This window comes from Mesorhizobium sp. ArgA1 (assembly GCF_053714375.1).
In genome coordinates this window covers 154,522-167,401 of record NZ_JBSKBQ010000002.1, presented here as the reverse complement: position 1 = coordinate 167,401, position 12,880 = coordinate 154,522, and the positions used below count along the sequence as shown (strand labels likewise).

Sequence of the window (12,880 nt, the reverse complement as noted above, 5' to 3'; positions counted from 1 at the left end):
TTTGTAAGCAAATTCACGCTGATGTGCGCATCCGCGCACGCAATCCCGACATCGTTTCTGCCCAATTTCACGGCTCCAACCCGCCCGGTGCCGAGAAAAACATGTTGCAGATTTCGCCCACGCCTTATCGCTCGATCCTGATCATCCAGACCAAGTTCATCGGCGATATTGTTTTATCCTCCACGCTCGCCAGGAACCTGCAGCTCGAATATCCCGGCGTCAGGATCGTCTTTCTCTGCGAGGCTCGCCTCGCCAGTTTCGTGACCGCGCATGGCATCGCGTCGGAGGTTGTGAGCTTCAACCGCGCGGCCATGCGCGGCACCCCGCTGGAGCGTGGGCGCGAACTCTATTCAATGATCAGCAAGCTGCGCCGGTTCCGCTTCGACCTGACCATCGACCTGACAGATTCAAAGACCTCGCGCATCATCGTCAGGCTCCTCAATGCCAGGACACGCATCGGCTATAACCCTCCGGAAAGGCCGCTGCGCTGGCATGAGCGTCAGCCGGCGAATCTGTTTGCCAGGCCGTTCGGCTTTGGCGAGCAGCATTACCTCTACCGCTATCTTTCGCCGCTCGAGCCGCTTGGCGTCGGCCTGCGCGTGCGCGCGCCGTCGATCCGGCCCTTGCCGCTGGAGACCGCGCGAGCCCATGCATTGCTGGACAAACACCGCCTGCGGCCAAACGGTTTCATCGCCGTGCATGCCGGCGCGAGTTTTCACGGCCGACGCTGGCAGCCGGAACGCTTTGCCGCCGTGATCGACGCGATTGCGCGCGAGACCGGACTGGATTTTGTGCTCGTCGGCGGACCGGACGAGCGCAAGCCGGCCGAGCAAATCCTGACCAGGGCCACGTCGCCGATCGTCAATCTCGTCGGTGCGATGTCGCTGGAAACACTGCTGGCGATGTTGCAGCAGGCGCGCATGTTTGTCGGCAATGAGAGCGGCCCAATGCACATGGCCGCAGCCGCGGGAACGCCGGTGGTCGGCCTCTACGGCCTCACCAGCCCGGCCATATGGGGGCCGGTCGGCGTGCCCAGCGTCGCTTTGCAGCCGTCCATGCCGTGCAATTGTGTAGCGGGCAGCCTGTGCAACCCGCTCGATCCCAGCAAGGCCTGCTGCGTCTGGCGCCTCGAGGTCGAACCGGTCGTCGCAGCGGTGCGCGAGATCCTGTCGCGAACGCAAGTGGAGCTGGAGCACGCCGTCTGACGGTGCGCGGCGGTCACATTCTCGGGATATCAGCCTTTCTCATGGCTGATATCCCGATTTCCGCCTTGATGCCCGTCTTGGGATGCGGCAATGACAACGCCGATTCCGAAACAAGACAGGCATCCCTTGCAGAAGCTGCTTTGCGCCTTGGCGCTATTTATCTTGGCCGTGTCTTCGGCCCATGCAGCGCCACTTGTCGAGCCGACGCTGCGCCTTAAGGCGGACGCGGCCGGCAGTGTGGGCCGCGTCGCGCTCACGCTCGACGCCTGCGGCGGGCAGACCGACACCCGGATCCTCTCGGCGCTGGTGGAGAACCGGATTCCGGCGACGATCTTCGTCACCGGCATCTGGCTGAAGCGCAATGCCGCCGCCGTCGAGATCATGCGCGCGCATCCCGATCTGTTCGAACTGGAAAACCATGGCGGCCGTCACGTCCCGGCCGTCGACACGCCGCAGAAAATCTACGGCATCCGCAGCGCCGGCAGCCCTGAAGCGGTCCAGGCCGAAGTCGAGTCGGGCGCGGCCGCTCTGGCCGGCACCGGCGAGCCGGCCCCGAAATGGTTCCGCGGCGCGACCGCCGAATACAGCCCGTCGGCCATCGCCATGATCCGCAAGCTCGGCTTCAAGATCGCCGGCTTTTCGATAAACGGCGACGGCGGCTCATTGCTCGGCGCGAAACAAACCGCCCGTCGCATCGCCGCCGCCAAGGATGGCGATGTCATCATCGCCCACATCAACCAGCCGACTCACGCGGCCGGCGAGGGCGTCGTGCAAGGCCTGCTGGCGCTCAAGGCCAAGGGCCTCACCTTCGTCCGCCTCGATGACGCCGATGGGGTCGGCAATGACGGCACGACTGATTAGCTTGCGGCGGCGGTAGTCGTATCCGCCGTTCGACAGCGCTACCTCTGGCATCTGAAGCTAGCTAGGGCCTTACAGCTTCGCCCGTGGATGGCGACGCGACGTGCGTTCCGGCCAATCTCCAAGGCATGTGGCGCAACCAACGCTATCGATGTCGCACCCCCTCAGGCCGGCGTGGCGTCGATCGTGACCCTGTTGGGATAAAACGCCCCGTAATCGCGAATTTCTGCCATTTCGTCGAAAGGCTGCTCATAGCCCCACATCGCGTTCTTGCCGGTTTCGCCGGCCGGCAGCACGCTCCAGTAGCTGGCGTCGCCCTTGTAGGGGCAATGCGTCGAATGGGCGGTTTTGGCGAGTTGGCTGAAATCGATGTCCGCGAAAGGGATGTAGAGCACCTGGGGGTAGGGCGGTTCGGATAAAAGCTTCGCCCGCGTTGACGTGGCGATCACCGTATCGCCGGCGCGCACGACGACCGTGCCGCGATAAGGCTCGACGGTGATGACCTTGGCCGGATTGCTCTGAAAGCCGGGGGCCGGGTTGGCGATCTGGTCCATGCGGGGGTTCTCCTTGTCCAGTTGGGAGCGCGACGGGGGATTTGCTCTCGCCCTTAAGGTGTGTTCGGAGAACCTGTTGCGCAAGGCCGTCGTAGCAGGCCAGGCGTGCCTGGTCAGTCGTTGAAACGATCGCGTAGCGAACGCTCAGGCTGCGGTCTTGAAGACGTCCATGAGGCCGGCATAGGCAGCGGCAATGCCGGCCACCGGGTTGGTGCTTCCTGACGTGGTCTCGACCTTCAGCGCGCCGCCGCCGGTCGGCAAGGTGAGCAGCAGGAACTGGCGATTGCCGCCGTCACCGATGGACGCGGCCGCGACATGCTGGCCTTCGCCCTCGTTCTGGACGCACATTTTGAACAACAGCGTGCCGCCGACCGCCTCGAGGGCGCCGCCGACAACCTCGACAAATTCGTCTTCGGAAACCTTTTTGGCCTCCGGCACCAGATCGGCCAGGCTTGCGGCCAGCGTATCTTCAAGCTCTTTGTCGTCGAGTTGAATATCGTCCAACTGCACGTCTTCGGCCTGGCTCTCGTCCAACGGCCTGTCGTCGAGCTGCGCGTCCATGCGAACCTCTTTCAGTCGCCAATCGCACCCCTTGCCCCGTTAACGAACGTTAACACCGACGATGGCCGGATTGTGGCGGTTTTCTCTAGCGTTCGATCACTGCTTGCTTCAGCCGTTAACGGTTGGAGACTTGATGGCTGGACAATCGGCCCGTTCGTCTCACAATGGAACAAAAAGCGGTAGAACGAGGAACCAATGGGAGGAACCAGATGCTCGGACTGATGCAGGAATGGCCACTACTCTGCCACAAGCTGATCGACAATGCCGAGCGGCAGCACGGGACACGCGAGATCGTGTCGCGCTCGATCGAAGGTCCGGTCGTGCGCACCACCTATGCCGAGATCCATCGCCGCGCGCTGAAGGTTGCCCAACGGCTCGAACGCGATGGCTTTGTTCTCGGCGACCGCATCGCGACCCTGGCCTGGAACACCGCACGCCACATCGAGGCCTGGTACGGCATCATGGGCATCGGCGCCATCTACCACACGCTAAACCCGCGGCTGTTTCCCGAGCAGATCGTCTGGATCATGAACAATGCGCAGGACAGGGCGATCTTCGTCGACCTGACATTCATGCCGCTGCTGGAAAAGATCGCCGGCGCGGTCAAATCGCTGCGCAAGGTGATCGTGCTGACCGACAAAGCGCATCTGCCCGAGACGACGCTGCCGAATGTGGTCGCCTATGAGGACTGGCTGAACGAGGCCGATGGCGACTTCGCCTGGAAGACGTTCCCGGAAAACACCGCCGCCGGCATGTGCTACACCTCGGGCACGACAGGCGATCCCAAAGGCGTGCTCTACAGCCACCGTTCGAATGTGCTGCACGCCATGATCGCCGCCATGCCTGACGCCATGGGCATCTCGGCGCGGGACACCATCTTGCCCGTCGTGCCGATGTTCCATGCCAATGCCTGGGGCCTTGGCCAAAGCGCGCCGATGATCGGCGCCAAGCTGGTCATGCCCGGCTGCAAGATGGACGGCGCCTCGATCTATGAACTGCTCGACACCGAGAAGGTGACCTTCAGCGCCGCCGTGCCGACCGTGTGGATGATGCTGCTGCAGCATCTGGAGGAGACTGGCAAGAAGCTTCCCCATCTGAGCAAAGTCGTCATCGGCGGCTCGTCCTGCCCGCGCGCCATCACCAGGAAATTCCAGGACAATTACGGCGTCGAGGTCATCCATGCCTGGGGCATGACCGAGATGTCACCGCTCGGCACGCTGTGCACCATGAAGCCGCAATATCAAGAGCTCGAGGGCGAAGCCCGGCTCGATGTCCAGGGCAAGCAGGGCTATCCGCCCTTCGGCGTCGAAATGAAGGTGACGGACGACGAGGACAAGGAACTGCCTTGGGACGGCAAGACCTTCGGCCGGCTGAAGGTGCGCGGTCCGGCCATCGCCAGGGCCTACTATGGTGGCGTCGGCTCCGAGCAGTTCGACAAGGACGGCTGGTTCGACACCGGTGACGTCGCCCATATCGATCCGGGCGGTTATATGCAGATCACCGATCGCGCCAAGGATGTCATCAAGTCGGGCGGCGAATGGATCTCGACCATCGACCTGGAAAACCTCGCCGTCGGCCATCCCGATGTCGCCGAAGCCGCGGCAATCGGCGTCCATCATTCGAAATGGGGCGAGCGGCCCTTGCTGGTCGTGGTCGCCAAGCCGGGCAAGGAGCCGAGCAAGGCCGACATACTGGCCTTCATGGACGGCAAGGTGGCGAAGTGGTGGATGCCAGACGATATAGCGTTTGTCGGCCAAATCCCGCACACCGCCACCGGCAAGATCCAGAAGATCACCCTGCGTCAGCAGTTCCGCGACTATCGGCTGCCGACGGATTGATTGAGGTCGTGCGCTTTTTGGGCTGTCGAAAACGTTAGGCAGGGGATGTTCAATTTGAGCGGCCTTTGCTCTAAGCCTCTGTGCGGGGTGGGGCGGTGCTGAAGACAATGGACGTTGACGAGCGGCAGACATCGACGGCGGCCGGCTGGTCGCGGCGCACGGGCGCTTTTGCCCTGGTGCTGCTGCTGACCGCGCTGGCCGGCCATCATTTCGAACTGGTCGAAACGCCGGCCTTCCTGTGGGTGCTGGCGATTGTCGCCCTGCTTGCCGCCTTCGCCTTGCTGTTTGCAGGCCTCGCTCTGTCCAGGTTGTGGCATTTCGGCGACCGCGGCGGCCGCGACCTCTCGGTCGGTGCCTTGCTGGCGCTACTGGTGCTGACGCCCTACGGCATCGCCGCCTATTGGGCGGCGACCACACCGCCGCTCAGGGACATCTCGACGGATCTCGACAATCCGCCTGTGCTCGACACCAGCGACCGCACCAAGGATATGAACGTGCTATCGCCGCTAACCCCGGGCGAGGCGCGCCTGCAAACCGATGCCTATCCGCTGGTCACCGGCCACAGCTACAATCTGCCGTTCGAAACCGTCGTCGACGCCGTCGAAACCGTGCTCGACCGCCGCGACTGGCAGCTTACCGCGCCATACCCGGCGACAGACGGTCAGGACGAGGTGACGATATCGGCAGTGGCCCGGAGCTTCGTGGTCGGCCTGCCCGCCGACATCGCCATCCGGGTGAGCAATGACGGCGACTCGGTCGTCGTCGACATGCGCTCGGCCTCCCGCTACGGCCGCTACGACCTCGGCGACAATGCCGCGCGAATCGTTGGCTTCCTCGCTGAGCTCGATCAGGAAGTTGCGGGCCAGGTGGGTGCTGCGCCGGCTGAGTGACATCCAGAGCATCGGACGGCCAATCGGAATCGCTCGGCGCCGCAAAAATGCGGATTGAGTCCGCGGGCAGACTACTCGGCGGGGTCGTATCTGCCTTGCAATAAGACTGTCGCGATCGGCCCAAGCGGATTGACGATCCGGCTCTCCAGAACCTCGATGAGTTTGTGCCCGACGTCTGCCATGTCTACGGAATGAACGCCGATCTTCGCCGGCAGGAAGCGCGCCAGACGCGTGTTGTCGCGTGTAACGACGTGGACGTCGCGGCCCGGCTCGAGACCGCGCCTGCCGAGAGCGTGCAACGCTCCCAGAAGGCCCAATTCGTTGGCGCATGCCAAGCCCGTCGGCGGATCTGACGACGCCAGCAGGCTATCGAACCAGGCTGCGCTCGATTCCACCGTGAACGTGCCATGACCGATCAGCGATTGGTCAATCGGAATACTGGCCTCGGCCATCGCCCTTCCATAGCCTGCAAGACGCATGGCGCTCGCCTGATCCTTCGGCACGAGAAGTTGCAATGCAATGCGTCGACAGCCCTTGTCCATGAGCCGTTGGGTCGCATCATAGGCAATTTGCTCATTGTCGATATCGACATAGGGATAGGCGATGTTCAGGTCGGTTCTTCCAAACGCGACGAACGGAACGCGTTGATCCAGCAGCAGCTTGACGCGCGGATCACCCGAGACCATGCGCGTGATGATCAGGCCGTCCGCGCTGCGCGCGTGGAGCAGGCGCTGCACGCTTTCGACGGGATCGTCATCGGGCGTGGTCGAATAGATGGATAGGCTATAACCCGCTTGACGCGCAGCCAGCGTCATGCCTTCGATCAAGGGAAGCTTTGCCAGATCGGACAGGTAGTCGCGCGTCTCCATCGGCAGCACTGCCGTCAGCGTCAGGGTTCGTCCGGTTTTCAGCGCGCGCCCATGATGATTTGGGACATAGCCGACCCTCTTCGCCGCCTCCTTGACGCGGGCTATGGTCGAGGGCTGCACTTCCGGCCCATCCTTCAGAGCGCGGGACACCGTAGTCACCGAAAGGGAAAGTTCCGCCGCGATCTGTTTTAGATTGGCCATGTCGCCCGACTTGATTTGCGAAAGCGCCGGCTGATTTTGCTGGGCATCGTAACGTTACCGGATTCGACCTGAGGGTCAAATCCAGGCTCGGCGAACCTGAACGGACCTGCCTGGCACCAGCTTGACTCCGGGGTTATTTTCAGCAATCGTAACGTTACGATTAACAAAAAAGCCGATTTTATCGGCGTTTCGATGAATCCGGAGGAGGAGAAACTATGTCCCGTTTACTACGCATTTCCCTGGCAGCGATCGCGGTCTCAGTTGCCTTGCCCGTCTATGCCCAAACCGTCACCATCACCACCGCGGGCGGCGACTATGGCAACGCCATTAAGGAGGCCATGTGGGCCCCCGCTGCAAAGGAGCTCGGCTTTGATATCCGTGAGGAGACGCAAAGCGACGGCCTTGCCGCCCTGAAGATGCAGGTCACTTCGGGTGCGGTGACCACCGACATCATCCATCTCGGCTCGCCAGAAGGCGCGCAGGCGGCGGCACAGTCGCTGCTGGAGCCGCTCGACTACAAGATCATCGATCCCAACTCCGTGCCCGCCGGCGCGAAGTCCGACTACTGCTATCCGTTCGACTCCTATGGCACTGTCATGTCGTGGAACACCAAGACCTATGGCGAGAAGTCGCCGAAGACCTGGGCCGAGTTCTGGGATGTCGCCAAATTCCCTGGCCGCCGCGCGCTGCGCGCCAATGCGCAGGACTTGATCGAGATCGCGCTGCTCTCCGATGGGGTGGCGCCGACCGACGTCTATCCCGTGCTCAGCACGCCGGAGGGTCTGGAGCGCGCAATCAAGCGGCTCGAGGCGATCAAACCGAATGTCTCGGTCTGGTGGACCTCGGGAGCGCAGTCCGCCCAGTTGCTGAAAGATGGTGAGGCGGATCTGGTCGTGACCTGGAACGGTCGGGCACAGACCGTGAAAGCCGATGGCGGCACGGTTGACTACACGTTCAAGGGTTCGGTCATCGGCACCGACTGTCTTGCGGTGCCGAAGGGGGCGCCGAACAAGGAAGCAGCCATGAAGCTCATCGCGGCGATGACACAGCCCGCGCGCGTGGCGAAGCTGACCGACTTCATCGCCTATGGCCCGGTCAATCCTGCCGGTTATGAAGGTGGCCTTATTCCTGAGGACCGTCTGAAGACCTTGGCGACCGCGCCTGACAATGCCGGCACTTCGGTGTTTTCGAATGCGGATTGGTGGGTCAAGAACGGCGAGGCCGCCCAAAAAGCCTTCGATGAAATGATGAACCGCTGAGCTTCGAACTCGTCAGCTCCAGGGTTGCAGCACATGATGAAGTCGCTCCCGATCACCATCGACAGCGTGCGCAAGACCTATGGATCCTACGTCGCGCTGGACGATGTTTCGCTCGACATTCAGGCTGGCGAATTCCTTACACTGCTGGGGCCGTCCGGATCGGGCAAGACCACGTTGCTCATGGCTCTGGCCGGTTTTGTCCGGCCCGATTCCGGTAGGCTCTTGTTGGGTGATCGGGACATCACCCGCCTGGCCCCCAACAAGCGCGACATCGGGATAGTGTTCCAGAACTACGCCCTGTTTCCCCACATGAACGTTCTGGCAAATGTCGAGTATCCGCTGGTGCTGCGCAAGACGCCGAAAGCGGAGGCGCGCCAGCGGGCGCTCGACACATTGGCCCGCGTGAAGCTGGAAGGTCTGTCGGAGCGCAACATTGCCGCACTGTCCGGCGGCCAGCGCCAGCGGGTGGCGTTGGCGCGGGCGATCGTCTTCGAGCCGCGCGTGATGCTGATGGACGAGCCGTTGTCGGCGCTCGACAAGAATCTGCGCGAAACCATGCAGTACGAGATCCGTCGTCTGCACGACGATCTGGGGATCACCACGATCTATGTGACGCATGACCAGCGCGAAGCACTGATCATGTCAGACCGGGTTGCGGTGATGAACTCCGGCCGCATTCAGCAGATCGACACGCCACAGCAGATCTATGATCGTCCATCGACCCGCTTCGTCGCGGAGTTCATGGGTGAGGCCAACATTGTGGCCCCAGGCGCGGTGCGCAGAATAGACGGCGCCGATGCGTCACGCGAAGCTCTGATGATCCGCGCGGAAAGCTTCCATCTTGATGCGAAGCTCGTCGGGCGAGACGGGGTGGCGCTTGAGGGAAGGCTGCGCGCCAAGGCGTTTCGTGGCGAGAACTGGCTATTGACGCTGGCGCTTGACGGCGGGCAAGAGATCCTTGTCTGCATTCCGGCGGCGCTGGCCACTGGCTGCGCCGAACTTGCCACCGGTCAGCGGGTGACCGCCTATGCACCAGCAGCGAAAGTTCACGCCATACCAGGAGCGGTAGCGTGACCGTCATCGCCGATCCTGCGCTCGCGGCAGACGCTCGACGCGAGCGGCGGTTCTTCCTCTCGCTTTCACTGCCTGCGCTTTTCATCGTTGGGCTGGCGGCGATACTGCCCATCGTTTGGATCATCCGGCAATCCTTCCTGACCACAGGGGGCGAATACACCGTCGGCAACTACGAGAAGGTGCTGTCGAGCGGACTGACATGGTCGGCGCTCGTCACGACCCTTGAGCTGTCCCTCGGCACGCTGGCGATCTGCATTCTTCTCGGTACCCCCCTGGCGCTCGCCTTGGCCAGCGCCAGACCAAGGGTGGCCAATTTGCTGATGGCCTTCGTCATGCTGCCGTTGTGGACCTCCATACTGGTGCGCACCTATGGCTGGCTCGTGCTCTTGCGGCGCGATGGCCTGATCAACGCGGCTTTGACCGGTTCAGGCCTGACAGCCGAGCCATTGCCGCTGGTCTACAACTTCACGGGAACGCTCGTCGGCATGGTTCACTACATGCTGCCGCTCTTTCTGCTGCCCGTTTATGCGGCGATGCGCGATATCGACGCAAACCTCGTCCGCGCGTCGGCGAGCATGGGCGCCACTCTCGGGCAAACGATCCGCACCGTCATTCTGCCGCTTTCGGCCGGCGGCATCTTCTCGGGTTCGATCATCGTCTTCATCTACACGATAGGGTTCTTCATCACGCCGGCGGTGCTTGGCGGGGGCAAGGTAAATCCTCTCTCCATCAGGATCGAGCGCACGCTGTCGACATTTCAGGATTGGGGGTCGGCGAGCGTCCTGGGTATTCTGCTCCTCATTTTGATGGCGTTGATGGGGGTGATGTTCCTGGCTGCACGGCGGCTGATTGCCCGGCGCAAAGTCGGTACAGCCCATGCTTGAAGCCTATCCAGACAACAGGCTGGCCCGCATCCTCCTGTGGAGCTTTTGCGCGCTCGTAATGGTGTTCCTGATGCTGCCGACGCTGGTCGTCGTCCCGCTCTCCTTTTCGGCGTCCAATCTTCTCGAGTTCCCACCGAGCGCATACTCATTGCGCTGGTACGAGACTTTCTTTGGTTCGGCTACATGGATGGCCGCGCTCAGGACGAGCCTGATCCTTGGGACATTGACGGCGATGATCGCAGTGCCCCTGGGGCTGCTGGCCTGCATCTCGATGAACAGGCTTGGCGGAAAGGCCGCCGTAGCCATTCAAGGCATTCTGCTCACCCCGTCCATTGTGCCGGGCATCCTGCTCGCGATCGGTCTCTTCTTTGTTCTGGCGGCGCAACGTCTGGTCGGAACGCTGTTCGGCGTCCTGGTCGGACATGTGGTGCTGGCCATCCCGGTCGCCTGCATTGTTTTGTTGCCCGCTCTGGTCCGCTTTGACTGGAACCAGGTCCAGGCGGCGCGCAGCCTCGGCGCAAACTGGGCGAGAGCCATTGGCGGAATAATTGTCCCGCAACTTCAGATCAGTCTGTTGTCGGCCACGCTGATGGCCTTCCTGACCTCGCTTGACGAGTCTGTCATTTCGATCTTCATCGCCAGCGGTCAAAACAGCACGCTGCCGAAGCTTATGTTCCTGTCGCTGCGCGATCAGATCGACCCGACCATTGCGGCGATTTCGACCTTGTGGACCGTCATCGTCCTGGTCGCCGTCCTGATCGTGAGCCTTCGCCAAAAATCCTGACAGAGACTGGAAACATGCCCAACAATCATCACGCAGCCGACGATCTGGCGGATCATTCAACGGACATACCCCAAGTGGGGTTGGCGATCATCACCGGATCGGCGAATTGGGGTCTCGCCTTTCCGGAAGACGTCGCAGTCGATGGCGTTCGGACCTTGCGGCGCGACATGAGTTTTGAAACGCCTTTCGGTTGCAGCGACAACTGGAAGCTGCTCGAGTTCGATGCGTCGATTACCGTCGAAGGTAAACCGAAACGTGCCTTGTGCATGTATTCGCACGGCAATCCCCGCGACCATATCGACCATTCCTGCCATCGCCGGGCGTTCTGGGTCTTGATGAAAGCGGGAGTACGGCAAGTCCTTTCCTGCTCGACCATTGGCGCCGTCAACAAGGCGATCAAGCCCGGCGACATGGTGGTGAACGCCGATATCATCGAACTGACGCAGACCCCGTTTTCACTGCTTCCCGGCCGCCAGAGCTTCGACTGCTCGGGCAAGCAGATCGTGTGTCCAAGATGTGCGGCGGCTCTGGTCGAAACCGCCCGCCGTCATTGGCCAGCCGAATGCCGCGTTCATGGCATCGAGCAGCAGTTGGTCGCTGGCCACTGTTACGGGCCGCGGCTGACCACCCCGGCGGAAGCCTTGGCGTTTCGAAACCTAGGGGCGGATGTGCTCAACCATTCGATCGCCCCCGAGGCTACCTTGTCGCGCGAGATCGGCGCGTGCTTCGTGCCTCTTGCGTTCGTGACGGCAGGTTTCAACGACTATATGGACCGCAATCGCCAGAAATTGCTGCAGGACGACGTGTTGCCAAGCCTCTCAATGACAGCCTCGCGGGTTGCGCTGGAGACCGCGGCACGACTTCCGGCTAATCCCGAATGCTCTTGCCACGGTTTGAAGTCGGCTCAACCGGAAGAACGTTCCAGCCGGTTTTAGCCAACCAGCACATAAACGCCGTCGATGGCGGCATCACCTTCGGTGCTGACCAGGCCGCGCGCCACCAGATCTTCGAGATGGGCAAGCACCGACAGGGCGGCGGCGCCATGCAGGCGCGGGTCGGTGTCCCTGTAGATCGCCCTGACCATGTCCGGGATCGTCCGGTCGCCGCCGCGGATCCGCTCGAGGATCGCCCGTTCGCGCATCTTGCGGTGGGTTTTGAGCCCGCGCATGAAAGCGCGCGGCGCGCTTACCGGCCCGCCATGGCCAGGCAGCAGCAGGCGGTCGCCGCGCGCGATCAGTTTGTCGAGCGAGGCCATGTAGTCGGCCATCGCGCCATCCGGCGGCGCCACGATCGAGGTCGCCCACGCCATCACATGGTCGGCCGAAAACAGGATACTAGTGCCTTCCAGCGCAAATGCCGCGTGATTGGCGGTGTGGCCCGGCGTCAGCACGGTTCGGATCGCCCAGCCGTCGCCCTCGATCAGCCCGTCGTCGGGCAGCGCGATATCAGGCGCGAAAGCCGTGTCGGCGCTGGCGTCGAGCGGATTGATCTCGCCGATCCGGAGCGCCCGCGCCGGGCGATGCGGGCCTTCGGCCAGCACTGCAGCACCGGTGTGCTCCTTCAGCCGGGCGGCCAGCGGAGAATGGTCGCGATGCGTGTGGCTGACGAAAATGTGGCTGACCGGCCGGTTTGCGATCACCGAGAGCAGCGTCTGGAAATGCGCATCGTCCTCAGGGCCCGGGTCGATGACCGCCAGCGTACCGCGGCCGATGACGTAGCTGTTGGTGCCGTGAAAGGTGAACGGGCTGGGATTTTTGGCGGTGACGCGCTGCACGTCCGGCGCAACGATGACCCCCTGGCCGTAGGCCGGATCGAAGCTGGTGTCGAATTTGAGCGCCATGGCGGTGTCGTTGAGCTCCGGTCAAGGGACGGCAAAAGCGATTGCCGCATAGCACGGAAGCCA

13 protein-coding genes are annotated in these 12,880 nt (G+C 62.5%); 9 read left to right on the top strand and 4 right to left on the bottom strand.

The window, feature by feature from the left end:
• Positions 1–101 precede the first annotated feature (101 nt).
• Complete coding sequence (locus tag ACWGTI_RS08105; protein WP_454586624.1) at positions 102–1,205, top strand: glycosyltransferase family 9 protein; 1,104 nt, start codon at positions 102–104, stop codon at positions 1,203–1,205.
• 90 nt (positions 1,206–1,295) lie between these two features.
• Entirely contained in the window at positions 1,296–2,066 is a 771-nt protein-coding gene (locus ACWGTI_RS08100; protein ID WP_454586623.1) for a polysaccharide deacetylase family protein, read from the top strand.
• A 161-nt stretch (positions 2,067–2,227) separates the two neighbouring features.
• Here ACWGTI_RS08100 and ACWGTI_RS08095 read toward each other — a convergent pair whose 3' ends face one another.
• Positions 2,228–2,617 carry a DUF427 domain-containing protein gene (locus ACWGTI_RS08095; protein WP_454586622.1) on the bottom strand — a complete coding sequence of 130 codons (390 nt, stop codon included), beginning with the start codon at positions 2,615–2,617 and terminating at the stop codon, positions 2,228–2,230.
• A 144-nt stretch (positions 2,618–2,761) separates the two neighbouring features.
• The gene (locus tag ACWGTI_RS08090; protein WP_454586621.1) at positions 2,762–3,178 is read right to left on the bottom strand and encodes a hypothetical protein; all 417 of its coding nucleotides are present in this window, start codon (positions 3,176–3,178) and stop codon (positions 2,762–2,764) included.
• A gap of 209 nt (positions 3,179–3,387) precedes the next feature.
• Here ACWGTI_RS08090 and ACWGTI_RS08085 point away from each other — a divergent pair, with 209 nt between their 5' ends.
• Both ACWGTI_RS08085 and ACWGTI_RS08080 read left to right on the top strand, forming a co-directional pair.
• The gene (locus tag ACWGTI_RS08085) at positions 3,388–5,016 is read left to right on the top strand and encodes a fatty-acid--CoA ligase (protein WP_454586620.1); all 1,629 of its coding nucleotides are present in this window, start codon (positions 3,388–3,390) and stop codon (positions 5,014–5,016) included.
• Positions 5,017–5,123: 107 nt separating this feature from the next.
• Positions 5,124–5,906 (top strand): DUF1499 domain-containing protein, encoded by a 783-nt coding sequence (locus ACWGTI_RS08080; RefSeq protein ID WP_454586619.1) that lies wholly within the window; start codon positions 5,124–5,126, stop codon positions 5,904–5,906.
• A gap of 71 nt (positions 5,907–5,977) precedes the next feature.
• On the opposite strand, the gene ACWGTI_RS08075 is transcribed toward ACWGTI_RS08080, so the two are convergent.
• Positions 5,978–6,976 (bottom strand): LacI family DNA-binding transcriptional regulator, encoded by a 999-nt coding sequence (locus ACWGTI_RS08075; protein WP_454586618.1) that lies wholly within the window; start codon positions 6,974–6,976, stop codon positions 5,978–5,980.
• 215 nt (positions 6,977–7,191) lie between these two features.
• Here ACWGTI_RS08075 and ACWGTI_RS08070 point away from each other — a divergent pair, with 215 nt between their 5' ends.
• The 5 genes from ACWGTI_RS08070 to ACWGTI_RS08050 are packed head-to-tail and all read left to right on the top strand — an operon-like array spanning position 7,192 to position 11,912.
• On the top strand, positions 7,192–8,235 hold the full coding sequence (locus tag ACWGTI_RS08070; protein ID WP_454586617.1) for an ABC transporter substrate-binding protein: 1,044 nt from the start codon (positions 7,192–7,194) through the stop codon (positions 8,233–8,235).
• A 36-nt stretch (positions 8,236–8,271) separates the two neighbouring features.
• On the top strand, positions 8,272–9,309 hold the full coding sequence (locus tag ACWGTI_RS08065; protein ID WP_454586907.1) for an ABC transporter ATP-binding protein: 1,038 nt from the start codon (positions 8,272–8,274) through the stop codon (positions 9,307–9,309).
• A complete protein-coding gene (locus ACWGTI_RS08060; RefSeq protein ID WP_454586616.1) occupies positions 9,306–10,193 on the top strand; it encodes an ABC transporter permease in 888 nt (295 codons plus the stop codon). The genes ACWGTI_RS08065 and ACWGTI_RS08060 overlap by 4 nt, the downstream gene beginning before the upstream one ends.
• Positions 10,186–10,977, top strand: a complete 792-nt coding sequence (locus ACWGTI_RS08055; protein WP_454586615.1) for an ABC transporter permease — start codon at positions 10,186–10,188, stop codon at positions 10,975–10,977. Before ACWGTI_RS08060 ends, ACWGTI_RS08055 begins: the two co-directional genes overlap by 8 nt.
• A gap of 14 nt (positions 10,978–10,991) precedes the next feature.
• Complete coding sequence (locus tag ACWGTI_RS08050; RefSeq protein WP_454586614.1) at positions 10,992–11,912, top strand: phosphorylase family protein; 921 nt, start codon at positions 10,992–10,994, stop codon at positions 11,910–11,912.
• On the opposite strand, the gene ACWGTI_RS08045 is transcribed toward ACWGTI_RS08050, so the two are convergent.
• Positions 11,909–12,817: an MBL fold metallo-hydrolase gene (locus tag ACWGTI_RS08045; RefSeq protein ID WP_454586613.1), complete on the bottom strand. Its 909-nt coding sequence runs from the start codon at positions 12,815–12,817 to the stop codon at positions 11,909–11,911. The genes ACWGTI_RS08050 and ACWGTI_RS08045 overlap by 4 nt on opposite strands.
• Positions 12,818–12,880: the final 63 nt, after the last annotated feature.

Bases quoted from the DNA above. Each gene is read 5' to 3' on its own strand.
- ACWGTI_RS08105 (WP_454586624.1), top strand. From the start codon at position 102: ATGTTGCAGATTTCGCCCACGCCTTATCGCTCGATCCTGATCATCCAG.
- ACWGTI_RS08100 (WP_454586623.1), top strand. From the start codon at position 1,296: ATGACAACGCCGATTCCGAAACAAGACAGGCATCCCTTGCAGAAGCTG.
- ACWGTI_RS08095 (WP_454586622.1), bottom strand. From the start codon at position 2,617: ATGGACCAGATCGCCAACCCGGCCCCCGGCTTTCAGAGCAATCCGGCC.
- ACWGTI_RS08090 (WP_454586621.1), bottom strand. From the start codon at position 3,178: ATGGACGCGCAGCTCGACGACAGGCCGTTGGACGAGAGCCAGGCCGAA.
- ACWGTI_RS08085 (WP_454586620.1), top strand. From the start codon at position 3,388: ATGCTCGGACTGATGCAGGAATGGCCACTACTCTGCCACAAGCTGATC.
- ACWGTI_RS08080 (WP_454586619.1), top strand. From the start codon at position 5,124: ATGGACGTTGACGAGCGGCAGACATCGACGGCGGCCGGCTGGTCGCGG.
- ACWGTI_RS08075 (WP_454586618.1), bottom strand. From the start codon at position 6,976: ATGGCCAATCTAAAACAGATCGCGGCGGAACTTTCCCTTTCGGTGACT.
- ACWGTI_RS08070 (WP_454586617.1), top strand. From the start codon at position 7,192: ATGTCCCGTTTACTACGCATTTCCCTGGCAGCGATCGCGGTCTCAGTT.
- ACWGTI_RS08065 (WP_454586907.1), top strand. From the start codon at position 8,272: ATGAAGTCGCTCCCGATCACCATCGACAGCGTGCGCAAGACCTATGGA.
- ACWGTI_RS08055 (WP_454586615.1), top strand. From the start codon at position 10,186: ATGCTTGAAGCCTATCCAGACAACAGGCTGGCCCGCATCCTCCTGTGG.
- ACWGTI_RS08050 (WP_454586614.1), top strand. From the start codon at position 10,992: ATGCCCAACAATCATCACGCAGCCGACGATCTGGCGGATCATTCAACG.
- ACWGTI_RS08045 (WP_454586613.1), bottom strand. From the start codon at position 12,817: ATGGCGCTCAAATTCGACACCAGCTTCGATCCGGCCTACGGCCAGGGG.